22 protein-coding genes and 4 pseudogenes are annotated in these 24,813 nt (G+C 68.9%); 13 read left to right on the plus strand and 13 right to left on the minus strand.

From position 1 onward, the window contains the following. The first annotated feature begins 73 nt into the window (after window positions 1-73). Window positions 74-679: a MobC domain-containing protein gene (locus C4B68_RS13145; RefSeq protein WP_099499838.1), complete on the plus strand. Its 606-nt coding sequence runs from the start codon at window positions 74-76 to the stop codon at window positions 677-679. After that, window positions 669-2,363 carry a relaxase/mobilization nuclease domain-containing protein gene (locus C4B68_RS13150; RefSeq protein ID WP_099499837.1) on the plus strand — a complete coding sequence of 565 codons (1,695 nt, stop codon included), beginning with the start codon at window positions 669-671 and terminating at the stop codon, window positions 2,361-2,363. The genes C4B68_RS13145 and C4B68_RS13150 overlap by 11 nt, the downstream gene beginning before the upstream one ends. A gap of 12 nt (window positions 2,364-2,375) precedes the next feature. Here the strand turns inward: C4B68_RS13150 and C4B68_RS13155 are convergent, their stop codons facing one another. Together C4B68_RS13155 and C4B68_RS13160 are read right to left on the minus strand one after the other, a co-directional pair. Beyond that, window positions 2,376-3,194, minus strand: a complete 819-nt coding sequence (locus C4B68_RS13155) for a class I SAM-dependent methyltransferase (RefSeq protein ID WP_099499836.1) — start codon at window positions 3,192-3,194, stop codon at window positions 2,376-2,378. Further along, a complete protein-coding gene (locus tag C4B68_RS13160) occupies window positions 3,191-4,531 on the minus strand; it encodes an NsdA family TPR-like regulatory protein (protein WP_099499835.1) in 1,341 nt (446 codons plus the stop codon). Before C4B68_RS13160 ends, C4B68_RS13155 begins: the two co-directional genes overlap by 4 nt. A gap of 104 nt (window positions 4,532-4,635) precedes the next feature. On the opposite strand from C4B68_RS13160, the gene C4B68_RS13165 reads away from it, so the two are divergent. The 5 genes from C4B68_RS13165 (at window position 4,636) to C4B68_RS13185 (ending at window position 7,547) form a co-directional block, all read left to right on the plus strand. Beyond that, window positions 4,636-5,097: an ATP-binding protein gene (locus C4B68_RS13165; protein WP_099499834.1), complete on the plus strand. Its 462-nt coding sequence runs from the start codon at window positions 4,636-4,638 to the stop codon at window positions 5,095-5,097. Further along, window positions 5,091-5,567: a hypothetical protein gene (locus C4B68_RS13170; protein ID WP_099499833.1), complete on the plus strand. Its 477-nt coding sequence runs from the start codon at window positions 5,091-5,093 to the stop codon at window positions 5,565-5,567. The genes C4B68_RS13165 and C4B68_RS13170 overlap by 7 nt, the downstream gene beginning before the upstream one ends. Before the next feature lie 28 nt (window positions 5,568-5,595). Beyond that, the gene (locus C4B68_RS13175; protein WP_099499832.1) at window positions 5,596-6,711 is read left to right on the plus strand and encodes a hypothetical protein; all 1,116 of its coding nucleotides are present in this window, start codon (window positions 5,596-5,598) and stop codon (window positions 6,709-6,711) included. Further along, a complete protein-coding gene (locus tag C4B68_RS13180) occupies window positions 6,708-7,067 on the plus strand; it encodes an ASCH domain-containing protein (RefSeq protein ID WP_099499831.1) in 360 nt (119 codons plus the stop codon). Before C4B68_RS13175 ends, C4B68_RS13180 begins: the two co-directional genes overlap by 4 nt. 147 nt (window positions 7,068-7,214) lie before the next feature. Next, complete coding sequence (locus C4B68_RS13185; RefSeq protein ID WP_143674269.1) at window positions 7,215-7,547, plus strand: hypothetical protein; 333 nt, start codon at window positions 7,215-7,217, stop codon at window positions 7,545-7,547. Window positions 7,548-7,550: 3 nt separating this feature from the next. On the opposite strand, the gene C4B68_RS13190 is transcribed toward C4B68_RS13185, so the two are convergent. Then, window positions 7,551-7,931, minus strand: a complete 381-nt coding sequence (locus C4B68_RS13190; protein ID WP_143674267.1) for a hypothetical protein — start codon at window positions 7,929-7,931, stop codon at window positions 7,551-7,553. A 200-nt stretch (window positions 7,932-8,131) separates the two neighbouring features. On the opposite strand from C4B68_RS13190, the pseudogene C4B68_RS43200 reads away from it, so the two are divergent. Beyond that, window positions 8,132-8,326, plus strand: a pseudogene (locus tag C4B68_RS43200) (NUDIX hydrolase); the annotation flags it as partial. A gap of 236 nt (window positions 8,327-8,562) precedes the next feature. Here C4B68_RS43200 and C4B68_RS13200 read toward each other — a convergent pair. Together C4B68_RS13200 and argG are read right to left on the minus strand one after the other, a co-directional pair. Beyond that, window positions 8,563-13,662 carry an ATP-binding protein gene (locus C4B68_RS13200; protein ID WP_206337078.1) on the minus strand — a complete coding sequence of 1,700 codons (5,100 nt, stop codon included), beginning with the start codon at window positions 13,660-13,662 and terminating at the stop codon, window positions 8,563-8,565. A 469-nt stretch (window positions 13,663-14,131) separates the two neighbouring features. Beyond that, on the minus strand, window positions 14,132-15,580 hold the full coding sequence (gene argG / locus C4B68_RS13205; RefSeq protein WP_099499827.1) for an argininosuccinate synthase: 1,449 nt from the start codon (window positions 15,578-15,580) through the stop codon (window positions 14,132-14,134). A 37-nt stretch (window positions 15,581-15,617) separates the two neighbouring features. On the opposite strand from argG, the pseudogene C4B68_RS13210 reads away from it, so the two are divergent. After that, a pseudogene (locus tag C4B68_RS13210) lies at window positions 15,618-15,764 on the plus strand (ABC transporter); the annotation flags it as partial. Between the two features lie 312 nt (window positions 15,765-16,076). Next, on the plus strand, window positions 16,077-16,829 hold the full coding sequence (locus tag C4B68_RS13220) for a VOC family protein (RefSeq protein WP_099499826.1): 753 nt from the start codon (window positions 16,077-16,079) through the stop codon (window positions 16,827-16,829). Between the two features lie 44 nt (window positions 16,830-16,873). Here the strand turns inward: C4B68_RS13220 and C4B68_RS13225 are convergent, their stop codons facing one another. From C4B68_RS13225 to C4B68_RS13245, 5 genes and pseudogenes are all read right to left on the minus strand, one after another. Continuing rightward, window positions 16,874-17,221, minus strand: a complete 348-nt coding sequence (locus tag C4B68_RS13225) for a DUF952 domain-containing protein (RefSeq protein ID WP_099499825.1) — start codon at window positions 17,219-17,221, stop codon at window positions 16,874-16,876. 43 nt (window positions 17,222-17,264) lie between these two features. After that, window positions 17,265-18,497 carry an RNA polymerase sigma factor gene (locus C4B68_RS13230; RefSeq protein WP_099499824.1) on the minus strand — a complete coding sequence of 411 codons (1,233 nt, stop codon included), beginning with the start codon at window positions 18,495-18,497 and terminating at the stop codon, window positions 17,265-17,267. 132 nt (window positions 18,498-18,629) lie between these two features. Further along, complete coding sequence (locus C4B68_RS13235) at window positions 18,630-19,043, minus strand: YciI family protein (RefSeq protein ID WP_099499823.1); 414 nt, start codon at window positions 19,041-19,043, stop codon at window positions 18,630-18,632. A gap of 93 nt (window positions 19,044-19,136) precedes the next feature. Next, window positions 19,137-19,361, minus strand: coding sequence for a hypothetical protein (locus tag C4B68_RS13240; protein WP_099499822.1), 225 nt, complete (start codon window positions 19,359-19,361; stop codon window positions 19,137-19,139). Window positions 19,362-19,428: 67 nt separating this feature from the next. Beyond that, window positions 19,429-19,725, minus strand: a pseudogene (locus tag C4B68_RS13245) (dihydrofolate reductase family protein); the annotation flags it as partial. A 2-nt stretch (window positions 19,726-19,727) separates the two neighbouring features. Between C4B68_RS13245 and C4B68_RS43210 the strand changes: the two are divergent. Further along, a pseudogene (locus tag C4B68_RS43210) lies at window positions 19,728-19,865 on the plus strand (TetR/AcrR family transcriptional regulator); the annotation flags it as partial. Between the two features lie 13 nt (window positions 19,866-19,878). Here C4B68_RS43210 and C4B68_RS13255 read toward each other — a convergent pair. The 3 genes from C4B68_RS13255 to C4B68_RS13265 all read right to left on the minus strand — a co-directional run bounded on the left by C4B68_RS13255 (window position 19,879) and on the right by C4B68_RS13265 (window position 23,418). Next, on the minus strand, window positions 19,879-20,478 hold the full coding sequence (locus C4B68_RS13255) for a GNAT family N-acetyltransferase (RefSeq protein ID WP_099499821.1): 600 nt from the start codon (window positions 20,476-20,478) through the stop codon (window positions 19,879-19,881). Between the two features lie 299 nt (window positions 20,479-20,777). Continuing rightward, the gene (locus tag C4B68_RS13260; RefSeq protein ID WP_099499820.1) at window positions 20,778-21,896 is read right to left on the minus strand and encodes a family 2 encapsulin nanocompartment cargo protein polyprenyl transferase; all 1,119 of its coding nucleotides are present in this window, start codon (window positions 21,894-21,896) and stop codon (window positions 20,778-20,780) included. Window positions 21,897-22,011: 115 nt separating this feature from the next. Beyond that, entirely contained in the window at window positions 22,012-23,418 is a 1,407-nt protein-coding gene (locus tag C4B68_RS13265) for a family 2B encapsulin nanocompartment shell protein (RefSeq protein ID WP_099499819.1), read from the minus strand. 234 nt (window positions 23,419-23,652) lie between these two features. On the opposite strand from C4B68_RS13265, the gene C4B68_RS13270 reads away from it, so the two are divergent. Together C4B68_RS13270 and C4B68_RS13275 are read left to right on the plus strand one after the other, a co-directional pair. Next, the gene (locus C4B68_RS13270; RefSeq protein WP_099499818.1) at window positions 23,653-23,886 is read left to right on the plus strand and encodes a hypothetical protein; all 234 of its coding nucleotides are present in this window, start codon (window positions 23,653-23,655) and stop codon (window positions 23,884-23,886) included. A gap of 154 nt (window positions 23,887-24,040) precedes the next feature. Continuing rightward, the gene (locus C4B68_RS13275; protein ID WP_099499817.1) at window positions 24,041-24,634 is read left to right on the plus strand and encodes an N-acetylmuramoyl-L-alanine amidase; all 594 of its coding nucleotides are present in this window, start codon (window positions 24,041-24,043) and stop codon (window positions 24,632-24,634) included. The last annotated feature ends 179 nt before the right edge of the window (window positions 24,635-24,813 follow it).

Below are 24,813 nucleotides of genomic sequence, written 5' to 3' on the forward strand. Positions count from 1 at the left end.
CCGACGAACAGCAGCAAGCTGGAGCGAACGAGCCCCTAAAGAGGCTTCGTCCGCGCTTGCCCCCGCCCCTGGGGTGGCGGAGGGAGAGGGGGCCGGGCGCCAGCGGGCGCCCGAGCCTGAGGAGGGGGTGAACGAGCCCCGCACCGCGTCTACCGCCGACAGCGCCGAGCGGCCCGTCGCCGACTCCATCACCCCACACGCCGAGCCGTCCGCCCGTCAACCGCCCGCCGCCGTTGAGCAGCCCTCGTGGCGTGAGCCCGACGCCCCCGCACTGCCCACGCGGATGAACCGCAAGCGCACCACCGAGAAACGCGATCAGGAGAAGAAGATCCGCTTTACCCCGACCGCGGTCTGCCTCATCGATGCCGAGGCCAGGCGGCGCCACCAGAAGTTCGCCGGCTTCGTCGGCGACGCCGCCCTCGCCGTCGCGCTCGGCAAGGCGGGCATGGTCGGCAGCCCAGAAGACGACCCCGTCCGCCCGCTGGTGGAGGCCGTCGAAGCGCACACCAAGGCGCTGAACCGGATCGGCACCAACCTCAACCAGATCACGGCAGCCATCCACTCCGGCGCGATACCCGAGCGCGCCGAGGCCGTCCTCGACCGCATTGACCAAGCCGCCCAGGCCAGTTACGCACTGATGGACCGGCTCCTGGCGGAAGGGGCCAGTCATGGTGCCTGACGTCTCCACCGGCTCCAGCACGCTCGGCCTGATCAACTACCTCTTCGGCCAGGGGCGGCGCGACGAGCACACCGACCCCCACATCGTGGCCGCCTGGGACATGGCCGGCGCCCCCGACCCCGGCCGCGACCCCACCGCTACCTACACCCACCTCGCCCGGCGCCTGGACCACCACGTCGACCTGCGCACCCGAGAGCTCGGCGGAAAGCAGCCGCCGCAGCATGTGTGGCACTGCCCTGTGCGCACCGCGCCCGGCGACCGCTACCTAACCGACGCCGAGTGGGCCGAAGTCGCCCGCCGCGTCGTCGCCGCAACCTGCATCGCCCCCGAGGGCGACGAGAAGGCGTGCCGCTGGATCGCGGTTCGGCACGCAGACGACCACATCCACATCATGGCCACCACCGTCCGAGCCGACGGCCGTCGCCCTCGTACGAACCGGGATGGCTGGCGGGCACAGCGCGAATGCCGAAAGATCGAGGCCGAGTTCGGACTGCGCCGCCTGAAGTCCGGTGACCTCACCGCCCCGCGCACCCCGACCGGCGCCGAGCGCGCGAAGGCCGAGCGCCAGGGCCAGAACAAGGCCGCGCGGGAGTGGCTGCGCGAGCAGGCGTACGCGGTCGCCGCCGCCGTACGCAGCATGGACGAGTACTTCACCGTGCTGCGCTCCCTTGGCATCCAGGTCAGGCCGCGCATCGGCCCCGAGACCGGCGAGGTGACCGGCTACAGCCTGGCCGCGCCCGGCGACACCAGCCGGGGTGAGCCCATCTGGTTCGGCGGCTCAAGCCTCGCCCCCGACCTGTCCTACAACCGCCTGTGTGAACGCCTCCACACCCAGCCCCTGGCCGACCGCCCCCAACAGATGGCGGACCCGGCCGAACCGTGGCACCGCGCCGAAACCGCCATCCGCGACGCCCACGCCGTCCTCGACTCGGGCGACGACACTGTGGCCCAGGGCCACCTGGATGCCTTCGGCGACACCCTCCACAACCTGGCCCTCACCACCAACGGCGGGCACCGGGCCGAACTGCAAGCCGCGGCAAGGGCGTTCAACCGCGCCCGCCGCTCGGCGATCCGGGCCGACCACCAGGCCGCCACCGCCCTACGGGAAGCCGCCAAAGAACTCGCCTACGCCTCACACGAGCCGGGCGGACTCGCCATCGCCCTGATCTTCGCCGCGCTCCACGTGGCACGCGCCGCCGCCAAGTGGCATGAGCAGCGCGGTCACGAGCAGCAGGCCGCAGCGGCCGAAGAAGCCTTCCGCCACCTGCAGGCCAGTTACCAGCAGGCCGCCCAGCCAGTCTTGGCGGATCTCGCGCGGCGCGCACCGCGCGCCACAACCGCCAGCCGCTTCGAGCAGGATCTACGCGCAGTCCTCCCCGACCACGCTGACCGCGTCCTCTCCGATCCAGCATGGCCAGCCCTGACCACGACCCTCGCCCGCGCCGAGACCGCCGGCCACAACCCCCGACGCCTCTTGGCTGAAATCGCCGCGCGGCGAGAACTCGACACCGCCGATCGCCCCGTCGAGGTCCTCAACTGGCGCATCACTGTGCAGCCGAACAGGCGAGCACAGGCAGCTTGCAAGCGGAGCACCCGCACCACCCTCGTCACGCCCACACCACAGCCCACGTCCACGCCCACGACAGTGAGCGAACGGTCTACGGAACGCGGCCGACGGCGATAGCCAAGTCTGCTCTCAGCGACGGCAGACGAGGATGCCGCCCAGGCACGTGACCTCGAAGGCCCCGTGTCGGGCGATGTGATCGACAAGGATCGCTCGGGCCCGCTCGATCGTGGCCTCGAAGGGCACGTCGTGCTGGTCCGCCCACGCGCGGTAGGAGGCCATATGCGCGATGACCGGATCGGGGTCGTGGACCGTGATGGTGCCGGGCAGCTTGATCGTCTCCACCCGGCCGAACTCCTCGCCCAGAAAGGCTGGGGCCTTCTCCAGGGAGAACCGGGCACTGAGCGAAATACGGGCCGGGCCGCGTCCGGTGCCGAGGACGTCGCCTGCGGCACGCTGCCACAGGTCGTCGAGTTCGGCCTTGTCACGGTCGCTGTTGGTGGAAGCGATCACCAGCCCGTCACGGGCGACGACGCGGGACAGCTCCCTGACCGCCTGAGGGATGTGGGGGACGTGGTAGAGCATGTGCAGCGCCAGGGCGGCGTCGACGCTCGCCGTGGCCAGCGGTAGGCGGGTGGCATCGGCCACGGCGACGGGGCCGGGCACGGCGGCGAGGATGCCGGGGGCGATGTCCAGGCCGAGCAGGGCCAGCTCGGGCTGATCATCGCGGAGCCGCTGGATGAACTTGCCGTTGCCGCAGCCGACATCGACCACGCGCCCGCGCACGCCGCTCAGTTGCTCGGCGACGATGCCGGGCAGGTCGTGACGGGGCGTCTGCCACTGGTAGAGCGACTGGCGGGCGGCCAGGTCCCGGTCGCTGTTGTAGGCGCTCCCGGCGAGACGACCCCGGTCGGTGACGGCGGCGTCGTGTGCGGCAGACAGTTCGGTCATGTCGGCAGCTCCGGTGGGTGGGCGGCGGGTGAGGCCGCGAGGACGGCCGTGTGCTGGAGTCGTTCGCGTAGGTGTGCGGCCTGCGCCGCTCCACCGTACTGCGGCTCTCCCAGCTCCCGGCCCAGAGCGGTGAGTCGGCGCACGATGCTGGCCGACATGCGCTCGGGCGGGGATTCGAGGACGAATCCGAGCATCGCCTCGGTGCCGTCCAAGTCGCCGAGGAGGAGGTGACCGCGGGCGAGATCGACATGGGCGGCGAACAGGTCGCCGACCGATTGGTCGTCGTCTTCCGCACTGCGGTAGAGCCGGACTGCGGTGTCCGCGCTGGCGATGGCTTGCCGGACGTGCTCCCGCCCGCCCACGGCCAGGTGGCTCGTCCCGGCGTACGCGAACTGCTTGGCGGCAGGGAAGGCAAAGATGCCCGGCACCTCGTCGTGACCCGGCATCGCCTCACGCGAGCGCTCGGCGTCCGCCAAGGCGGCCACCGCGCCCGCCTGGTCTCCGGCTATGGCGAGCGCCCGCGCCTCCAGGCTCGCCAGCCGGGCTCCGATACTGCCGCGAGCCCGGTGGTGGCGGCCGGCCTGCGCAAGCCGCGCCGCCTGGTCGTACCGCCCGGTCCAGTAGGCGATCAGGGACTCCACCGCCCGCACCCAGGCCAGCATCCCCTCGTGCCCGGCCGCCTCGGCACACGCCCGGGCGGTACGGGCGTGGGTGGCAGCCGAGTCGTAGTCGCCCAGGTCCAGGCAGACGTGCGCGGACAGCCCGCACAACCGTGAGGCGGCAACATACAGGTCGGCGGTCTGCCGGGGATGTTGGCGCCCGCGCAGCAGCTCGAACACCCCGTCCCGCAACCGCTTGATCTCGATGTACAGCTCCATCAGCGGATGGCTGACGTAGACGCGGGCGAGCCTTGCGACATCGGCCTCCAGCTGCTCGACGACGAACTCGTCGGCGTTGCGCTGCGCGATGAACCGTGCGAAGTCGGCTGACATCACCGCGTCCACCGATATGGCACCCTTGCCGGAATGTGAAGGCACGGCAGGCCACGCTGGCCGCTCCGGCGAGGACCCGGAGGAGCTGTCCTCCTCGCCCCGGAGGCTCTTGCTGAGGGCCACAGCCCGGTCGAGTGCCACGACATCGACGCCGAACACCTGCGCCAGGTACTTGCGGGTGTACGGAACCGGGACGCGCGCCTCGCGCTCGTAACGCCCGATCTCCTTACCGGTCTTGGCGGCACGCCCCTCCAGGGCGTTGTACTCGTCGGCCACCCGCTGCTGGGTCCAGCCACGCTCAGTGCGCAGCAGGAGGAGCAACGCGCCGATCCCCGTGTCGCCCATCCCCTCTCCCCGGAGCATGCGAACTCTGGCCCCCATAGTGGCCCCCTGCACGGCCCCCACGCTGGCTCCCGACCCAAACGAGCGACGGCGGTTGGCTGTTGGCCATGCCCAGCACACTGCCCGACGAGCCGGACACCCTCGCACCGGACCAAGCCCTCGACGGCGCCGTCGAGCACGAAACGATGCTCTTCGACCGGCGCCGGACCACCCCATGCGCCGCCCGCTCCTTCGTCGCCATGACCCTTACCCAATGGGGCCGGACCGAACGCCTTGACGACATCCGGCTGTGCATCTCCGAGCTCGCCACCAACGCCGTCCTGCACGGAGCCCCTGCGGGCGGTCAGGTCCTCGTACGCGTCGAACTGCACGCCACGATGCTGCGCATCGAGGTGCACGACGGCGGCAACGGCACACCCGCCAAGCGGGAGTCACGGGGCACCGCCGACGGCGGCCGCGGCCTGCAGCTGGTGTCCGCAGTCGCCGACCACTGGGGCGTGATGGAGCGCCAGGGCCCTGGCAAGTGTGTCTGGGCCGCCTTCCACCACAGCGCGGTGCCCACATGCTGACGCCTGCCCGCACCGAGTCCTTCAGGCCGTCCGCCGGTCTGATCGCCTCCCTAGCCACCACCACGTGGTTGGACACCGCGCCGACCGGCGCCACTCTGTGCTGCCTCCTTCTCGTGCCCCAACCGCCGCGCAGCTTCTACGAGACGCCGGCCGTCATCGCGCAACGCATGCGCGCGGTCGCCGAGGCTCTGCGCCTCGGCCCCGCCACCGCGCCCCCGCCGGACATCGGGCCACGCCTGCGTCTGATCACCCCAACCGAGGTAGCCCTGCGCTTCGACGCCACCCCCTACCGCAAACGCATCCCCACCGGCCGTCCCTGGTCCCTCCTACTCGGCCAAGGAACCCCGGTGGCCCTCGTCCTGGGCCTCGACCCGCTCTCCCGCAGCGCCACACCAGCACAGATCGACACCTACCTGGACCGCGCCACGCTCCGCCAGCGCCTCCTCTTCGCTCACACCCGAACCGAATGAACCCCAACCCGTCCCAGGGGGACATCCCGTGACGACCCATCCCGTCTCACCGAACACCGTCCTGGCCAACGCCCTCCACCACGCCGAGGACGTCCTGACCCCACGCATCCTGGCCACCCCACCCGAGCGGATCGTGCTGGTCGTCGGCACCCAGATCAACGGCGCCCCACACATCGGCACCTCACTTGTGCAGTCCCTGGCCTTCGCCATGGCTGCCCGCCTGCGCGGCCGCTTCGGTATCCCGACCGAGGTCCTGTTCAGCGCCCTCGACAACGCCCCCTACGAGCTGACCACCGATCCGGTCAGCGGCCACCGCTACCAGCGCGCCTACGCCCAAGCCCTCGGCCACGAGGCCCTGACCGACCTTGTCACCGCGCTCTACCAACCTCTGTTCACCGCGCTGTCCCGGCGCCTGGGCGTCCCCCACCGCGTCGAGACGTACAGCCAGCAACAGGCCGGCGAGCACTTCCGCTGCACCTGGCTGCGGCTCCTGCCCCGCATGGACGCCGCCCGCTGGTGGCTCGCCCCCTCCACCGGCACCCCACACCTGCGCGTGCCCTGCCCGCGCCCCGGCTGCGGCTGGGCCGAGAAGCACGCAGAACGCACGCATGTCCGCCTCACCGGCTACGAGACTGCGCAAGTGGCTGCCGTCTGCCTCCACCACGGCCCATACCAAGCCACCCTCACACCCGCCGGAGGCGCCTATCTCGACCTGGCCACCCTGTACCGCAACGCGGTCAAGGAACTCGCCCTGTCCAACCCCCACGGCACGCTCCACGTCATGGTCAAGGGTGGCGACTGGGTCTTCGGCTCCCACCTGGTCGACGAAGCCCTCCAGGCCGTCGGCCTCACCCGCGCCCAACTCCCCGCCCGCTTGTACTGCCCGCAAGTCGTCACCGACACCGGTGCCAAGCTGTCCAAGTCGCTGATCCGCGAAGGCTGTGCGCCCTTGCCCGAAGGCGCAGCCGACTGGATGCTCGACACCCGTCAGTGGCCCGGCACCGTCGCGGAGTACGCCGAGCAACTGCTGGCCATGACCGATACGTTGCTGTCCGACCCCCGTCACTTCTTCCGCTCGTACTCGGCCGCCGAGATCAGCCGCATGATGACCGCACCAGCAACCAGGAGCGTTCCCGCCCCATGACCGACACCACCGCCCGCGTCCGCGAGCTCAACCTCTACCGCCAGTACTTCGACCTCGTCGCCGCGGGCACCAAGACCATCGAGGTGCGGGTGAAATACCCGCACCTCACCGATCTCGCTGCAGGCGACATCATCCGCTTCCGCATCAAGGGCACGGACGAAACCTGCAAGGTGAACGTCAAGCGGGTCACCGAATACACCAATTTCGAGGCCCTGCTCGACGGCGAGGGACCGGCCAACATCAATCCAACCGCTACTCGCGAACAGCAGCTCAACAACATCCGAGCCATCTACCCGCCCAAGAAGGAAGCCCTGGGTGCTCTGGCCATCGAAATCGAACGTACCGCTGATCATTAGCCTCGGGCTTTCACAAAGTTGGAGGCAGGCAGGCGTCAGCCGGGCGTAAGCGGTCGTGATCGCCAACTGGGCCAGACGGGCGGTACCTTCAGCAGCTCGGTGTCGAGTACGGGGAAGGGGAGGGGCAGCATGTCGAGGGGCAAGCAGATGTTGCGCAAGCTCGGCCACGCGGTACGAGAGGTGGCCAAGGAGGGGGCCGAGGAGAGCGCACGCGCCTATTACTTCAATGTGTACGATCGCGGCTTCAACGAGGCGGCCCAGACCTGCCTGGGCGTCCTGTCCGATGCCACGGAAGAGTTGTTGGCGAGGATGAAGTCCGGAAACCTGTCCAAGCAAGAACAGGCGCTGTACGCGCGGCTGACTGAACTGACGGCTGAAATGGACGAACGTCTCCGGAACGCCTGCCAGAAAGAGCCGACAGGAGACGCCCTGCCGCAGCCGTCCGGCGCCCGATCCGGCCAGCCAACAAGACTGTCCTGAGGCTCACTTCTGAGGATCGGCCCCGTACATCACGACGTCCGGCGCACCGAGAGCCATGCCGGTGATGCAACCCTTGTTCCATGCGTCGCGCTCGTCGCCGTCCAGGCCGCTAGGGAGCGCGTCTGCGCACTCCCGCTGTCCCACGGAGGCGGGGTACCGGGTGTCGAGGCCGCCGGGGCGGGTGCACATGTCCTGCCGGGCGGCCACCTCCCCGCCGGTCGTGCAGTACGTGAAGTTGGTGTCGAGGACGCGCTTCGCGTAGTCCGTCGCCGTCTGCTCGCCGAACCGGTAGCCGTCCCAGTACCTCGCGGCTTTGTCCTCCTCGGTGGTGCAGCCGACCAGAGCGAGAGCGGCGAGGGCGAGCAGTATGAAGGTGCGTCGCATGCGCCGGAGCATACGAGAAGTACCCCGCCCCCCGCAGGGGGCCGGGGTACCGGCCAGACTGCCAAGTCGTACTCGTCGGGCCAGGGGTCCTCGGTCCACAGGTCGTCGTAGTGTCCTGCACCCAGCCCACGAAATTCCGCACCCCGTAAGCACAGAGTCCCCATCAGCGAACCGACGAGGACTCATGAACGATCGAGGCTAACGGCTTTCTCACTATCGTCTTCGGCGTCCACGAATGGACCGGCGAACCCGAAAACCTCGAACCACGCAAGCGCTTTCAGGTCTGCTGGGTCGAAGCCAACGCCATCCTCGAAAACTTTGTAGACACCACCTCAAGCGCTCTCCACCATTATCTAGGGGAAGGCTCAGAGGTCTCCCTTGACGGCTGGAAATAGCGGCACGAAGCGGCCCGACTATTTGCCAGGGCGACCGTTCGCAACAGGCTTATGCCAACAAGGGTCGTTCGCGCGTCATGAAGGCACCAAGGGCAAATGCCATTGCGCGTCCCGCTCACCGAATGCAAGCCGCGCGACTTACTGCCCCGTACACTCCGGGCGTAATGCACTCACATGACTGGCAGATAATGCCGCTTTCCGGAAGTCTCACAAGACGTCGCGCAGCCCCTGAGGCATCACCTGCTGTACGGCGCCAGCCCCTCATTTCCGGCGACGACCAAGGAGTCGACGAGCATCTGCCACTCGTCCAATTCGCCGAGTTCCTCAGCCGTCCTGCGAATTTCCTTGAGCCAGCTGTTCGAGAGCCACGACTGTTTGACCGTGACACGTCCATCTTGAATGCAGAGGTCGGAAACCCAATGCACGCCACGGATAGCCTGCACTTCCTGCGAGAGCTTCCGCAGGATGCCGATGAGCGCGTCGACGCACTTGGCTTCCCCGCGAGCTGTCGGCAGCCAATCGTCGAGCGACTCAACCAGGTCCTCAGCGCGGACCCAGTCGACGGGTTCGCCAACGACCTCGTTGTACAAGCCCTGCGTCCATGGAAGAGGGTCCGGCAGCAGGGCAGCGGCAGCCCAGTCGCCCCAATGATGGTCACGGTAAGGGCTTGAGTCGTCACTCAGGTAGCCAATGGCATGGCGCAGCAACGACGGCCAGACATCTCGGGCAGCTTCAGCCAAGCGTTCGTTCTCTGCACCTGTCGCGGCAAGACCGTGGAGAAAATTCGACATCAGCCCTGCATCTGCGCGAAGGACGTCGAGGTGTTCGAGCACCGGTCCGGCATCACCGTCCTTCGCAAAGCCTTCGAGCAGAGCCCGTGCGGCGACCAGGCTGTGCGTCCCGCGGTCGTCCGCGGTCCAGCCCTGCTTCTCCTGCGCAACCATGGCGCGTCGCTCGACGTCGAGAAACGCGGCGAGGAGCGTGGCTGCGTCGTCGGTGCAACAATGGCCCGTCGACGCGGCTGCTCCGAGTCCGCGAATGGCTGCATCCAGAACCGCGATGTCAACGGAGTCACCCGATAGTGCCTGGAGGCGTTCGGCAACGTCGCCGGCAATCAGGACATTCGGCCGTCGCTGACCGTGCTGGTCCCACGGACCGATTTCTGCGTCACGGGCTGTCTCAAGCAACCAGTTCAACGCGGTCCGGTGGATGCAAGGGTCGAGGTGGCATGGGGACCTCCAGACGACATCGCATCCACGCGCCAGGTACAGCCGAGTCTCCAAGGACGCCTTGCCTGCCATCGCAAGACCAGCCTCGGCAACATCTTCGGTCGAGACGCCAGCCGCTTCCAGCGGCGCTGCCAGTGCGGGTGTGAGAAACGCCGGCAAGGCTTGAGCCACGGCTCGATCGGCACCAAGATCGAAGAACTGATCCTCGTGACGTTGATCCTCGGCCTCCCGGAACAACAACGCGATGCCGATGACGAACTCAGTTACGAACTGCTCTTCGTTGCCCAGCGCCTCCATATCACCAGCGGCGGCTCGTTCGACCGCTGCTCGAACGACATGGGCAACGGCGTCCACGGGCCGATTCGGCATCAGGTCTTCATCGGCTTCGACCAAGGCACGTCCTGCCACCAGGTCCGCAGCGATCTCCTCCGACGAGGGCAGCACGTACTCGGCGTCATGCTTGGCCGAACCCCAGTACCGATTCTGCAGGCGCAGGCTGGTCTGCACGACCTCCTGGTGAGCCGCGTGCGCTTCTTGCACGGCTTGCAGCTCAAGCGGTGATTCGACCTCGATGTAGACCTCATCGCCATGCTGCTTAACTCGATATTGCTCCGGGTCCAAGCTGGCAGCCCAGTTCTTCGTACGCTCCTGGCTAATACTCAGCCGGTCGCCGTTCTCGACAAGCTTGTCGGCAACCCTCTTCAAAGCCTGGGCACGCTCCTGCCCGCCGTGCACCATCAGCCACATGGCTACCTCACGCGGTGTCCACTGGCGACGTTCAAGGTTTGCGAGCCCCTCGGTTGCTGCACGCAGCCCTACGTACTCACTCGTCCTGCGGCCAAACTCCAACTCCCATACGACAGGTTCGGCGAGAAAAAGGTCGAGCTCGGTGCCGACCTTCTCAATGTGGCGCACCAGCAGACCGAATAGCATCCCTGGAACCGCCAGGTTCTCACAGCCGTTCAAGAGGGCCTCGACAACCACCCTCGGTGACGCACCCCGGCTCAACCACGCGTCGGCAAGACGTTCCATCGCCTGGAGTGCGCTCATAGCCGAGTATGGGCCCACCGACGTGCCCCGGTACCAGCTCCACACGTGGCTGTCGCCGACGTACAAGCGAGCAGTACCGTCAAGGTTCAGGACCGCACCGCGGTCTTCAACCTCTCCGTTCTCTGTCTCACTATCAGCACCCTCGTCCCCGTCATCAAAGGGATCAGTCAACGCGTAAGGCGGACTAGGCCGCGACAGCGTTGCTACGCGTGCCCGCGCACCGCTGTTCAGGATGCTGTTCAAAACCCGCGCCGAGGTCGGCAACGGCGCTGTCTGGAACAGTTGCCAAAACCCGCCGAAGTAGTACTGGAAGAACGGTGGTCCGATACCGGTCCACCGGCCCTGATGCCTCCGGACACCCTCATCTCGGTGCCAGCTTGGCTCGTCGTCGATGTAGTAGGCCGCCATCAACGTCGCCAATAGCCCCGGGTCCTTCTGCGCCAAGGCTCGGGCGCTCAACGGTGAGTCCGCAGCCGGAGCCAGGAACGCTGGCGCATTTTCCGCAATGACTCGAAGGCACCTTTCGACGGCATCATCGATGTCCGGACCGAGCAGGGCCAACGTTTCGACGAACGCTTCCTTCGTCAGGTGGTAATCCAGCTCGCGTCGGCGTCGCCGACGCTGCGACATCCACCCAGACGGCGTGTCCCCGCTGGTCTTGCGTAGAGGGAACGAGTTCCAGTAGGCAAGAAGACGGTCCCGAAGTCGGATTCGTAGTTCGTTGCCAGCCGGAACGTCCGCTAGGGACAGGGCTTGCAGCCAGTCCGCGAGCAGTTCGAACGACTCCTTCGACACGTCCCACGGCTTTTCGTCATCAAGGAGGAACTGCACAACGGGGTTCGTGGCTAGACGGTCGACCAACCCGTTGACCTTATACCGCTGCTGAACAACTCGAACCACGTCGCCGAGCACCAGGCCGACCGACTCATCCGTGCACGCTGACTTCAGGCATTGGTACGCGAATGGCGTCTCCAGAACCGCCTCCACCGGAACGTCAGTCCACCGGGGTCCGCGTGCTGCCGCGAACACCTCAAATTGCGAGCGCAGTTCGATGAACTTCCGGACGGGCCGAGCGTCCGGTGCTTTCAGTAGTCCCTCGCAAGCAAGAGTGGCGGCCGACAGTGCCCACCGCGGCGCTCCCGCTGCCTGCAGCAACTCGATGGGGCTCTGACCACGGACGAGAAGGATGGCGGTCGCGTACCGCCGGACTTCGTCATGTGCAAAGTCCGGCTGGTTCCGATACCGGCTCGGTGGCGCGAGCAGATGATCCCGACGCAGCGCGTCGACCGCTGCGGCATCGACGCCTGCGCCAGGTCGACGGTCCTCGGGCAGCTTCATGGTCCCTGCGGCTACCGCGAGCAATGTCTGTTCGCGTGCCTCCGCCGAGCCGACACCGGGCCGCCCATCGCCCCGTACAATCCTGCTCCACACCAGATCAAGGCACTCCCACTCACCCAGTGAGCTATCTGGCTCCGCCCCGGTCCGAGCCAGAAGGTCCAGTACAACGGGCCTTCTCAGCAGCGAGTTCACGGGCAGGTCTCGCAGGACCGTACGCAGAAGCGGAAAGTGGTCTGAGACGACGGAGATGTCCTCATCGCCCAACGGCCGCATCTCAAAAGACGAAATGGACTTCGGGAACCCCAGCTCCACCTGCTCCCGCACGAAACCCAGTGCCACGTCAGATGTCACGGCAACGAGCCCAACACCCGCCGCAGCCGCTGCCAGCACCAGGTCACTCAACAGGCCAGCAGACCGCTCCAGAGCAGCATCAGCCGCGTCGATGACCAGGACTCGAGAAGGTGCCGATGTCTCCGCGAGCACGTCCTCCAGCGAAACCCCGAGCGCAGCTCGCAGCTCCAAACTCGACTGCGGCATGCCACGGAAGTTCACCACCACCCCCTGGAACCCGGCGGGGTCTGCGGCTTCCAACTCTGCAACAGCCGACAGAGTCAGCGCACTCTTACCGATGCCCGACTCGCCGGATACCAACAAAGCCGAAGCACGGGTACCGGCCTCGCGCAGGGCATCAGCGAGTCGTTCGCGGCGGTCGGCGAACGAGATCTCGACCGGCCCTCCGGACGACTCATCACCGATAGTGGCCCGCACACCGGCAACGGCCAACTTGCGTTGCTCAGCAAGCACCGACCACGCGTGCCGACTTCGAGTCGCAGCCGAGTCCAAGACCACGTGAATGTCACGGCGGAGCACCTTGAGGTCCACCACAGCGCCAGTCGCGTCGTAGCGGGTTGCCTCGACCTCGAGACGGTCCCGGACCACCACCCCGTCGGCGGCAGCCGAGGCCATGCTGTCCAGCGACGTCGCGACCGCTGTGCGGTCGCCTTCGTCCGGGCTCTGAACCACAAACCCGAGGATGTGCAGCCGGCCCAGCAGCCGCCACTCCAGCCGCAGGATCTCTTCCTGCGTTGTGTCGTCTTCGACGACCTTCTCGACCATCTCCAGAAAATGCTCATGGCGCTTACGCACCGGCTTGGACCAGCGGCGATCGACGTCCATGGACGCTTGGAACGACTCCGGGTCGGCATGAGCACGCGCGATGCCGCAGAGCGTTGCGAGTTGGTCCCACTGATCGGACCGACCGGCGGTCGCGACGGCGACCTGGTGAGTGTCGGCGTCGAACTTTTCGACCTCGGCGAGCAGCGACCCGACGAGCTTCACCGTGTCGCCATGGCTCTGGACGAAGTTCGGCGTTGCTCGACATGCCACGGCAAGGATGACCTCGGCTGCCGCATCGCCGCATTCGATCAGAAGATCGTCCACCGGGTGCGCCGGACCGGTTTGGAACGACACCCTCCGGACCGGCAGCTCAGATACCTCCGCCCGTCGTGCGCCAGTCAACATGCCAGCGAGATAGACAGCCGCGACGCGGTGCGCGAACGAAACGCCACCACCGCCGGTCGCATAGGTGCTCGATCCTCGCTCAGTTTCACCGGCTGCAGCGATGTCGCCTCCGGCGGTCGCATCCTCGGGAGCAGCAGCGGGTCCAGATGCCGTCTCACCCCCGGGCCGAGCAGCATCCGGTGCAACAGACTCGTCCATATGTTCCTCGGTGGCATCGTGCTATCAGCGGCCGTACGGCTCACCGTAGCGGTGCGTCCAGAACCGTGCAGTGATATCGCATCAGCCCCGGCCCAGTCCGCACACAGTCCGCAGGACACCCGATCAAGACCGTCGCACCCCATCGCCACCAATCACCAAAAGGCCAGGTCAGTGCCCCACAGGAAAGATCCCCGCAGGTCACCAACCTGGCCCATTACTAGGAGACCAAGAAGGCCTGAACCGGGGCCTGTTCGCCACGACCGGCGAGCGGTGCACCCTCGCAGGTCAGCGAGCTTCCTGAAGGGGCTCGGCCGATGCTTCGGCCGGGCCCCTTCGGCGTTCCCGCCGCTGCCGGGCACCCCTGCCCCGGTAACGGAAGGCCGGCTCAACGCCGTTGGCGCGAGCCGGCCTTTCCGGTGGGGCAATCCCTCGGGGTGCCGAGCCTTTCGCTCGACAGGGCTGGGGCTGGTCAGTCCGTGCCGGACTCCATGGCCGCGCGGTCCAGCATCTCGTCGTCGGCGGGGACCTCGCCGCGGGAGGCGATGGCCTCGGCGCCGCCCTGCGGCATGCTGCCGATCAGCCCGGTCGCGGCCGCCTGGGCGGCACCCATGAGCGCGGGATGGGTCGGGCCGACCATGCCGAGCCCGGCGTACTGCTCCAGCTTGGCGCGCGAGTCGGCGATGTCGAGGTTGCGCATGGTGAGCTGGCCGATCCGGTCCACCGGGCCGAACGCCGAGTCCTCGGTGCGCTCCATGGACAGCTTGTCCGGGTGGTAGCTGAACGCCGGGCCCATGGTGTCGAGGATCGAGTAGTCCTCACCGCGCCGCAGCCGCAGCGTCACCTCGCCGGTGATCGCCGCGCCGACCCAGCGCTGCAGGGACTCGCGGACCATCAACGCCTGCGGGTCCAGCCAGCGGCCCTCGTACATCAGCCGGCCGAGGCGCCGCCCCTCGTTGTGGTACTGGGCGAGGGTGTCCTCGTTGTGGATCGCGTTGACCAGGCGCTCGTACGCCGCGTGCAGCAGGGCCATGCCGGGCGCCTCGTAGATGCCGCGGCTCTTGGCCTCGATGATCCGGTTCTCGATCTGGTCCGACATGCCCATGCCATGCCGGCCGCCGATGGCGTTCGCTTCCATCACCAGGTCGACGGGGGAGGCGAACTCCTTGCCGTTGATCGTCACCGGGCGGCCCTGGTCGAAGCCGATCGTCACGTCCTCGGTGGCGATCTCGACCGAGGGGTCCCAGAACCGCACGCCCATGATCGGCTCCACGGTCTCCACACCGGTGTCCAGGTGCTCCAGGGTCTTGGCCTCGTGGGTGGCGCCCCAGATGTTGGCGTCCGTGGAGTACGCCTTCTCCGTGCTGTCGCGGTAGGGCAGGTCGTGGGCGAGCAGCCACTCCGACATTTCCCTGCGGCCGCCGAGCTCGGTCACGAAGTCCGCGTCCAGCCAGGGCTTGTAGATCCGCAGGTGCGGGTTGGCGAGCAGGCCGTAGCGGTAGAACCGCTCGATGTCGTTGCCCTTGAAGGTCGAGCCGTCGCCCCAGATCTGTACGTCGTCCTCGAGCATCGCCCGGACCAGGAGGGTGCCCGTGACGGCGCGGCCGAGCGGCGTGGTGTTGAAGTAGGCCCGCCCGCCCGAGCGGATGTGGAACGCCCCGCAGGTGAGCGCGGCCAGGCCCTCCTCGACCAGCGCCGCGCGGCAGTCGACCAGGCGCGCGATCTCGGCACCGTAGGTCTTCGCACGGCCGGGCACCGAGGCGATGTCGGGCTCGTCGTACTGGCCGATGTCGGCGGTGTAGGTGCACGGGATCGCGCCCTTGTCGCGCATCCATGCGACCGCGACGGAGGTGTCGAGGCCGCCCGAGAAGGCGATGCCGACGCGCTCGCCGACGGGAAGGGAGGTGAGGACCTTGGACATAGAAAGAGTATGCAGCCTCACGCATGCTCATGCAATCGACCTCTCCCGGGAGCCCGACGCCGTGCGGGCGCAGATAGGGGTCACCGGGCAGTTCGCCGCCGTGGACGGCATGCTCACCGACGAGGAGAACCTGCTGCTGATGGCCGACCTGCATCGTCCCGGCGCCGCCCGGAAGCTCGCGGCGGCGGCGAGCAGCACGGCGGAACTGTCGACCTGCTCCTCGCCCAGCGTGAGGCGCTAGCCGGTGGCGGTGCTGGCGATCACCTCGGCGCCAGACTGGGCGTGTGCTCGCGAGACGAGGACCTGCAGCGCCTTCGTCGGATTCTCCGGCTGCTCCCCGGGCCACAGCCCGTTTCCCGGCCGCGACAGGACACCCGCGAGAGGAAGGTCAACTCGGCGGTCATTCGAGTAGGTTGGCGAGCGCGGGCTCTGTGGCGTACGAGCCGTACAGGCCCGTACGAGCCCGTACGAGCCCTACGAGACAGGGAGCGGCCCGATGACCGAACCGATCCGGTGGACGTACGCCTTTATCGACCGGCCCATGAAGGAGTTCGGGCCCGCCACCGACTTCTGGACCGCCGTCACGGGGACGCGGCTGTCCGAACCGCGGGGCGACCGGGGCGAGTTCGTGACCCTGCTGCACGACGGCGCCGACGCGTGTGTGAAGGCCCAGGGCGTCGAGGCGGGCGACGGCGGCGCGCATCTCTGCCTCGCCGTCGAGGCCGTACCGGCGCTGGTGGAGTCGGCACGGCGGCTGAGCGCCGAGATCGTCGCCGACCACGACGGGTGGACCGTACTGCGGTCCCCCGGAGGTCAGTTGTTCTGCGCGGTGCCCTGGCACGGAGAGTCGGCGCGGCCGCCGGTGGTCGAGGGACCGAGCGGTGTGACGAGCCGGCTCGACCAGGTATGCCTCGACCTGGCACCCGCCGTGTACGACGCCGAGGTCGCCTTCTGGAGCGAGCTCACCGGCTGGGAGTCCCACCCGGGCGCGCTCCCGGAGTTCCACCTGGTCAAGCCATCCGCCGCGCTCCCCATCCGCATTCTGCTGCAACGCCTCGACACCGACCGCCCCACCTCCGCGCACCTCGACGTCGCCTGTTCGGACATCGAGGCGGTCCGCACCCGCCACGAAGACCTCGGCGCCACGCTCGTCGGCCGCGGCGCGCACTGGGCCGTCATGCGGGACCCGTCCGGCGGCACGTACTGCCTGACGCCACGCGACCCCAGGACGGGCAGCCTGCCCGGCTGACAGAGACCGCCGGCGGTTGTACGCCGTCCCCGGCCGGCGTCACGTCACACCACCCCCGGCCCGCCCTTGTCCCAGACCTCCACGTCCACGACCGCCTCCACCGGAATGGGCCCGTAGACGTGCGGGAACTCCTCGCCCCCGGGCGTCATCGCCTCGTACCGCACCGGTACGTCGAGCCGTTCGGCGTCGATGACGAGGAGTACGAGTTCGTCCGGGCCGGTGTAGGAGCCGTACAAGGAGGCGGCCACGGGCGCGAGTTGGCGGCGCAGGGAGCAGTGGATGAAGCCCTCCTCCTGGAGGGTGCGGCCGCGGGTGGACATCTCGTAGGTGCCGGACGCGCGGGCCGCGTCCCACAGGTGGCGCTCGGTGAGGTGCACAAGAGGTTCGGTCATACCGCGAAGGCTACGGTCAGAGGCGGGCGGCCCGTGCCGAACGCTACGGCTTGAGGCGGGCGGCCCGCGTCTGCAGATAGCGCTGTTCGGGGAGGCTGAGGGTCTTGCGGGCAGCCGACTCGTACGCGGCCCTCGCCGCTTCCGTCTCACCCGCGCGTTCCAGCAGGTGGCCGCGGACCGCGTCCAGCCGGTGCCCGGCCGCCCATTCGTCTTCCAGTGCGTCGAGTTCGGCCAGTCCCGCCCGCGGCCCGTACACCATGGCCACCGCCACCGCCCGGTTGAGGCGTTCGACGGGACCCGGGACCCGGCGGACCAGCACGGCGTACAGGCCGAGGATCTCGCGCCAGTCCGTCGCCTCGGCAGACGGCGCCTCGTCATGTACCGCGGCGATGGCGGCCCGGAGCTGGTAGGGCCCCGCCCTCTCCCGCGACAGCGACAATGCCTCCGTCACCAGCGCCACGCCCTCCTCGACCGCCGCCTTGTCCCAGCGGCCGCGGTCCTGCTCGTCGAGCGGCACCAGTTCACCGTGCGGACCGGTCCGCGCGGCACGCCGGGCGTCGGTCAGCAGCATCAGCGCCAGCAGACCCGACACCTCGCCGTCCTCGGGCAGCAGCCGGTGGACCGTACGCGTCAACCGGATGGCCTCGCCCGCGAGTTCGGCCCGCAGGAGCGAGGCTCCGGACGTCGCCGTATAGCCCTCGTTGAAGATCAGGTAGAGGGTGTGGAGGACGGCGGGCAGCCGCTCCTCCCAGTTGTCGGGGCGCCCGAACCGCGCACCCCTCACCCGCTGCTTGGCCCTGCTGATCCGCTGGGCCATCGTCGGCTCCGGCACGAGGTACGCCCGTGCGATCTCCGCCGTGGTCAGACCGCCGACCGCGCGCAGGGTGAGCGCGATCTGCGCGGGCGGGGTCAGATCCGGATGGCAGCAGAGGAAGAGGAGGGTGAGCGTGTCGTCCTCCGACGGGGCACGGTCCGCCCCGGGCGGCGGCGTGGTCAAAGCGTCGCGAGGCGTCAGCGCCGCCGCCTTCTCCTCCCGCAGCCGCCGCGCCTCCTCACTGCGCAGTACGTCCGTCAGCCGCCGCGAGGCGACCTTGATCAGCCAGCCGCGCGGATTGTCGGGCAGCCCGGCCCGGGGCCACTGTTCGGCCGCCGCCAGCAACGCCTCCTGTACGGCGTCCTCGGCGGCGTCGAAGTGCCCGTACCGGCGTACGAGCGCGCCGAGGACCTGCGGCGCGTGCCGGCGCAGCAGGTCCTCGACCTCGGTCGCACGTTTCATGCCTCGCGGAGGTCTCCGGTCATGCCTCTCGCACCTCGCGGTTGTCTGCGGTCATGCCTCTCGCACCTCGCGGATATCTCCGGTCATGCCTCTCGCACCTCGCGGATATCTCCGGTCATGCCGGTCATGCCCTCAGATGTCCCCGGCGCCGTCCATGATGGGCCGGATGACGACCGGGTAGTTCGTGGCGCCCGCGGGGCCGGGGCACCGGCTGACGCGCTCGGCGATCTCGGTGACGCGCTCCAGGCTCGCGCAGTCCAGGACCCAGTAGCCGGCCATCAGCTCCTTGGTCTCGCTGTACGGGCCGTCGGTGATCACGGCCTTGCCGTCCGCGCCCAGGGTGACCAGGCGGGTCTGCGCGGGCTCGGCCAGGCCCTGTCCGTCGACGAACTCGCCCGACTCGGAGAGGTCGTCGTTGATCGCGCCCATGTAGGCGTACATGGCCTGGAGTTCCGCCTCGCTCCAGGCCGGAGCCCCCGCGGACGCCTTGCCCCGCATGCCCTCGTAGTCGGCCTGTGTGCCCTGCACCATCACCAGGTACTTCATGAGTCCGCTCCTTCGCTTCCTCGGCTCGGACCGCCCGTGCTGGGCGGTTCTCACAGAGGACGTCGGAGCCGGGACGGGGTTCTCTACACGGGTTCAGGATTTATTCGTGGCGGTCTTGCCGACGTCGGCATCGGTCTTGCCGGCGTCGTCGGTCTCGGCGGCTTCCTCCCGCGGTGGCTCGGCGGACGCCTCGCACTCCGGGTTGTGGCAGGGGCCGGGCTCCCACTTCGGAACCCAGGCGCCAAGGACCTTGTGACGCCGCACGACCGTGGCGACCGGCTTCCCACAGGCGGGACAGACTTGCTCATCGGTGCCCATGCCTTCAGGGTAGGGTGCTGACGGGTTCGGCGCTTCCTGCTGTACGTGTACGGCTGCTGCCGTACGGCTACCTCTTCCTGCTGTACGTCCTCACGAGCACCCCGTTCTTGAACGCGCGCACCCCGTCGAGCACGAACTCCGTGACGTCGAACCCTGAGCCGAACATCGGCATGCCGGAGCCCAGCACCACCGGGTATGTCTTGATGACGAGCTCGTCCACCTCGTCGGTCAGCGCGCCCGCGAGCTGCGCACCACCGCACAGATAGATGCCGAACCCGCTCTCCTCCGCCTTGAGTGCGCGGATCCTGCCGAGGACGTCGTCCGCGACGATCTCCACGTGCGGGTCGGGCGACTCCTTGAGGCTGAGTGCTCTATCTCGCCGTGCTCGGGCTGCTCCTGGAGCACCTGACACTGCCCAGAGTACTGGACGGCGTACTGCCGGGAGTCGCCGTACCGGACGAACTGCTCGAACGGATTGTGGCGACAATCGTCCCGGAGAGCTGAGCCCGCCGCAGAGCTAGGCCTGCTGCGGGGCGCGCCACATGGGCCACATCTGAGGGCCGCCCGGCAGGTCGAGGGGGCGGCCCACGAGGTCGAAGCCGAGCCGCTCGTACAGCTTGCGGCTGCGGGCGTTGCTCGCCTCCAGATACGCGGGCAGGCCCTCGCGGTCGCACCGGTCGAGGACCGACTGGATGAGCTCGGTGCCGAGCCCCTCGCCCTGCCGCTCCGGCGCCACGGCGATCATCCACAGGTACTCGTGCGCGCAGCCCGCGGGGTGGATGTCCGCCGTCAGCCGGCCGATCAGCTCGACGCGCTCGTTGTCCGGGTCGACGGCCTCGCGCAGCTGTGCCGGGCCGTCCTCATCGTCCTCGGCGTGTGCGTCCGCGGGAACGGGCAGCCACAGCGCGCACGCCGCGCCGTCCTCCGCCAGGTCGACACGCCCCTCGGCGAGCACGACGTCGAGGAAGGCGGCCATCAGCTTGTGGTGCGTCATACGGCGGTGCGCCTCGTCGGGGAAGACCCAGCCACTCACCGGGTCGTCCCGGAAAGCCGCGTCGAGGAGCCCGACGACCAGCTCCCTGTCGCTCTCGTCCGCCGTCCGTATGACCACGCCCATGTCCCGCCCCTTCGCCCCAACCGACCTTGATCGCACGGAGGTTGAGCGTAGCCGGTGGCGTCACAGGGGCCGGCTCGTGGGGGCGCGGGTCCCGCACACCGTGGGGATGTGCGGGACCCGGCCTGCCGGAGCCCGGTGCCGTACGGAGGTCAGGTGCCGTACGGAGCCGGGGCTCCGGGGTCTTCAACCGCCGCCGCGGCTGACTGGTTACTGCGTCAGGCGCGGCGGACGGGTTACTGCTACTGCGTCGTCCGCGGCGGACTGGTTACTACGTCGTGCGCGGTGGACTCGTCGGTGGACTAATTACTGCGCCGCGTCACGAACTCCGCCAGCGCGAGGAGCCCGCCCGCCGACTCCGGGTCGGGGACCGCCCGGGACAGTTCGTGCATCGCCCGGGACATCCGCTCGGCCGCCTGGGCCTGCGCCCAGTCACGGCCGCCCGCCCGCTCGACGGCCAGCACCGTGCGCTCCAGCTCCCCTTCCTCGTACGGCACCCCGTACAGCTCGGCGAGTTCGGTCGCCGCCGGGGTGCCCGAGGCGAGCGCGGCGACCACGGGCAGGGACTTCTTGCGGGCGATGAGGTCCGCCCCGGCCGGCTTGCCGGTGCGGCTCGGGTCCCCCCAGATCCCGATCACGTCGTCGATCAGCTGGAACGCGAGCCCGGCCTCGCGGCCGAACGCGTCAAGAGCCTCGACGTCCTCGATGTCCGCCCCCGCGTACAGCGCCCCGAGTGCGCAGGCGCAGCCGAGCAGCGCGCCCGTCTTCGCCTCGGCCATGGCGAGGCACTCGTCGAGGGTGACCTCGTTGGGGCCGCTCTCCATGGCCGTGTCCGCGTGCTGCCCCGCGCACAGTTCGATGACGCAGGCCGCGAGCCGGGCGGCGGCCGCCGAGGACGCCGGGTGCGGGTCCTCGGCGAGCAATCGCTGGGCCAGCGCCTGCAGGGCGTCCCCGGCGAGGATCGCGTCGGCGTCGCCGAACACGGTCCACGCGGTGGGGCGGTGTCTGCGGGTGGCGTCCCGGTCCATGACGTCGTCGTGCAGCAGGGTGAAGTTGTGGATCAACTCCACGGCGGCGGCCGCCCGTACGGCCGTCGTGTGCTGTCCGCCGAGCGCCCGGACCGCGGTCAGCACGAGCGCCGGCCGGATGGCCTTGCCCGCGTTGCCCGCCGCCGGAGTGCCGTCCGCGTGCTCCCACCCGAAATGGTAGAGCGCGATCCGGCGCATCGAGCCGGGCAGCGAGTCGATGGCCCTGCGCAGCTCGGGGTCGACCGACGCCCGGGTGCGCTCCAGGATGCCTGCCGCTTCCTGCCCGTCGGACGGGCTGTCAGGACCCTGCCTCACCATGGGCCTTCCGATGGGGCTCCGCCTGTCCAGGATCTCGGTCGGACTCTGCTTCGTCTCCGTCATGAACTCACCCATGGGATCACCTCGGAGAATCCCCGGACTGTGGCGCTTCCGTGGCCGCTGGGCGCGTACCCCCTCGGTGTACCCGCCCCGCAGGGCGGGAACCCGGCGTCCCCCGGCTCGCGGACGGTCACCGCCAGCGGCCGATCTCGACGTTCTCCAGGATGCCGAGGGCGTCCGGCACGAGCACCGCGGCCGAGTAGTACGCCGTCACCAGGTAGGAGATGATCGCCTGTTCGTTGATGCCCATGAAGCGCACCGACAGGCTCGGCTCGATCTCGTCGGGGATGCCCGCCTGTTGGAGCCCGATCACCCCCTGCTCGGCCTCACCCGTACGCATGGCGATGATCGAGGTCGTACGGGCGTCGCTGACCGGGATCTTGTTGCAGGGGAAGATCGGGACTCCGCGCCAGGTCGGGATGCGGTTGCCCGCCAGCTCGATGGTCTCCGGAACGAGCCCGCGCTTGTTGAGCTCGCGGCCGAACGCGGAGATCGCGCGCGGGTGGGCGAGGAACAGCTTGGTGCCGCGCCGACGGCTGAGCAGTTCGTCCATGTCGTCCGGGCTGGGGACGCCGTCGTGCGGCTGCAGCCGCTGGTCGTACTCGCAGTTGTTGAGCAGTCCGAACTCCCTGTTGTTGATGAGCTCGTGCTCCTGGCGCTCCTTCAACGCCTCGACGGTGAGCCGGAGCTGCTGCTCGGTCTGGTTCATGGGCTGGTTGTAGAGGTCGGCCACGCGCGTGTGCAGGCGCAGCACGGTCTGCGCGATGCTGAGCTCGTACTCCCGCGGAGAGCCCTCGTAGTCCACGAAGGTGCCGGGGATGTCCGGCTCTCCGGTGTGGCCGGCGGAGAGGTCGATCTCCTTCTCGCCGTATTTGTTGGTGCGCTGCGCCGGAATCGCTCGCAGCTGCGTGAGGTGGGTGCGCAGGGACTCGGCGCGCTCCGCGACCTGTTCGAGGTCCTGGCGGGGCAGTGCCAGCGCGGTGACGGCGGTGACCGCGCGGGCCGTGTACTCCCAGATGGCTTCCGGGTCGATGAGTGCCTGCTCCCCGAAGTACGCGCCGTCGGCGAGGACACCGAGCACCGCGTCGTCCCCGTACGGGCCCGTACCGATCTTCTCGACCTTGCCGTGGGCGATCAGGAACACCTCGTCGGACTGGCTGCCGAACGAGGCGAGCACATCCCCCGGGGCGAACTCCCGCTGCTGGCAACGCCGGGCGAGCTCGCCGAGCACCTCCTGATCCTCGTACGACCGCAGGACGGACAGCTCGCCGAGCTCCGCTGGGATGACCTGGACAAGGTCACCGGTCTTCACGAACGTCACGCGACCGTCGCCCACGGAGTAGCTGAGGCGCCGGTTCACACGGTACGTGCCACCCTGCACGTTCACCCACGGAAGCATGCGCAGCAGCCAGCGGGAGCTGATCTCCTGCATCTGGGGTACGGACTTGGTGGTGGTGGCCAGGTTCCGCGCGGCGGAAGTGCCGAGACTCTGCTGCGGCCTGCTCTGCTCGGCGCGGACCTCTTCGCCTACCGACATGAAAATCGCCCTCCCGGTCGTGCACTGATCTGCGGGGACCAGCCTTCCATCACGGAGCGTGCTGGTGCTATTACACGAATGAGCGGGAATGGATCTACAGGGAGTGGGCAGAGGGGGGCCGTCGTGGCGCTCCGGCTTCGGGCGCCGCGACACTCCGGTCCGGCTGCCGCCGGCGGGAACTTCAAGATCCGGCCGTACGTTTGACCCCTCGACGGACAACGACAGGAGACGGCAATGGCAGGCTTCCTGGACCGTGCCAAAGAACAGGCACAGCGCGGCCTCACCCAGGGCAAGCACAAGCTCGACGAAGTGCAGGCGCAGCGCGCCGGCGGCGACCTCCTGAAGAAACTGGGCGCCGCGTACTACGCGGAGCGTCGGGGCAACGGCTCCCCCGAGGCGACCCAGCAGGCCCTGCAGGCTTTGGAGAGCCACATCGCCACGCATGGGGACGCGTTCCTCCACTCGTGACGGTTTCCTCTGATCCGGTCAGGGCCCTGAGCTCCTGACCGGATCGGCTCGCACGCTGTGCGAACGAGTGGGCCCACCTGCCTCCTTGCGGGTAGAAGCTGCCGTACGAGACGGCCGCGACCGGTGGCCGACGTGCAGCGCGAAGGAGGCGGTCGTGGCCCCACCCATGTCCGCGGGCAGATTCCTGGAACGGCTCAGGGAGGCAGACGTCACCGTCGTCGAGGTCGGCGACTGGGCACATCACAACCGCAATCACAAGGGCCCATGGGGTCCGGTGCACGGCGTGATGATCCACCACACAGTGACCTCGGGCAGCAAGCGCACCGTCGAGATCTGCCGTGACGGCTACACAGAACTGCCCGGACCGCTGTGCCACGGCGTCATCACCAAGGACGGCGTCGTCCACCTCGTCGGCTACGGCCGCGCCAACCACGCGGGCCTCGGTGACGACGAGGTCCTGCGCGCGGTGATCGCGGAGAAGGCGCTCCCGCACGACAACGAGGCGAACACCGACGGCAACCGCCACTTCTACGGCTTCGAGTGCGAGAACCTCGGCGACGGCAAGGACCCCTGGCCCGAGGCCCAGCTGGAGGCCATCGAGAAGGTCGCCGCCGCGATCTGCCGCCACCACGGCTGGACGGAGCGCTCGGTCATCGGCCATCTGGAGTGGCAGCCGGGAAAGGTGGATCCGAAGGGATTCACGATGGCCTCCATGCGGCAGCGCGTCCGCGACCGCCTGAAGGGATGAGCGGGCACCGGCCGGCGGGCGGCAGGCGGCGCCCGTGAGTGCCCGCCACCCGGACGCATGTCCGACAATGACGGGGTGACCAGCCCCGATGCCCCTGACGACCGCGACTGCCGCGACGCCCCCGGCGTCCCCGGCGTCCGCGGCGTCCCCGGCGTCCCCCAAGCGCTCGGTGCCCCCGG

Origin of the sequence: Streptomyces dengpaensis (genome assembly GCF_002946835.1) — a bacterium.
GTDB lineage: Bacteria > Actinomycetota > Actinomycetes > Streptomycetales > Streptomycetaceae > Streptomyces > Streptomyces dengpaensis.

Bases quoted from the DNA above. Each gene is read 5' to 3' on its own strand.
- C4B68_RS13240 (WP_099499822.1), bottom strand. From the start codon at position 19,361: ATGGGCACCGATGAGCAAGTCTGTCCCGCCTGTGGGAAGCCGGTCGCC.
- C4B68_RS13230 (WP_099499824.1), bottom strand. From the start codon at position 18,497: ATGAAACGTGCGACCGAGGTCGAGGACCTGCTGCGCCGGCACGCGCCG.
- C4B68_RS13265 (WP_099499819.1), bottom strand. From the start codon at position 23,418: ATGTCGGTAGGCGAAGAGGTCCGCGCCGAGCAGAGCAGGCCGCAGCAG.
- C4B68_RS13170 (WP_099499833.1), top strand. From the start codon at position 5,091: ATGCTGACGCCTGCCCGCACCGAGTCCTTCAGGCCGTCCGCCGGTCTG.
- C4B68_RS13160 (WP_099499835.1), bottom strand. From the start codon at position 4,531: ATGGGCGACACGGGGATCGGCGCGTTGCTCCTCCTGCTGCGCACTGAG.
- C4B68_RS13200 (WP_206337078.1), bottom strand. From the start codon at position 13,662: ATGGACGAGTCTGTTGCACCGGATGCTGCTCGGCCCGGGGGTGAGACG.
- C4B68_RS13150 (WP_099499837.1), top strand. From the start codon at position 669: ATGGTGCCTGACGTCTCCACCGGCTCCAGCACGCTCGGCCTGATCAAC.
- C4B68_RS13225 (WP_099499825.1), bottom strand. From the start codon at position 17,221: ATGACCGAACCTCTTGTGCACCTCACCGAGCGCCACCTGTGGGACGCG.
- C4B68_RS13270 (WP_099499818.1), top strand. From the start codon at position 23,653: ATGGCAGGCTTCCTGGACCGTGCCAAAGAACAGGCACAGCGCGGCCTC.
- C4B68_RS13235 (WP_099499823.1), bottom strand. From the start codon at position 19,043: ATGAAGTACCTGGTGATGGTGCAGGGCACACAGGCCGACTACGAGGGC.
- C4B68_RS13190 (WP_143674267.1), bottom strand. From the start codon at position 7,931: ATGCGACGCACCTTCATACTGCTCGCCCTCGCCGCTCTCGCTCTGGTC.
- C4B68_RS13260 (WP_099499820.1), bottom strand. From the start codon at position 21,896: ATGGGTGAGTTCATGACGGAGACGAAGCAGAGTCCGACCGAGATCCTG.
- C4B68_RS13255 (WP_099499821.1), bottom strand. From the start codon at position 20,478: ATGGGCGTGGTCATACGGACGGCGGACGAGAGCGACAGGGAGCTGGTC.
- C4B68_RS13155 (WP_099499836.1), bottom strand. From the start codon at position 3,194: ATGACCGAACTGTCTGCCGCACACGACGCCGCCGTCACCGACCGGGGT.
- C4B68_RS13185 (WP_143674269.1), top strand. From the start codon at position 7,215: ATGTTGCGCAAGCTCGGCCACGCGGTACGAGAGGTGGCCAAGGAGGGG.
- argG (WP_099499827.1), bottom strand. From the start codon at position 15,580: ATGTCCAAGGTCCTCACCTCCCTTCCCGTCGGCGAGCGCGTCGGCATC.
- C4B68_RS13165 (WP_099499834.1), top strand. From the start codon at position 4,636: ATGCCCAGCACACTGCCCGACGAGCCGGACACCCTCGCACCGGACCAA.
- C4B68_RS13180 (WP_099499831.1), top strand. From the start codon at position 6,708: ATGACCGACACCACCGCCCGCGTCCGCGAGCTCAACCTCTACCGCCAG.
- C4B68_RS13220 (WP_099499826.1), top strand. From the start codon at position 16,077: ATGACCGAACCGATCCGGTGGACGTACGCCTTTATCGACCGGCCCATG.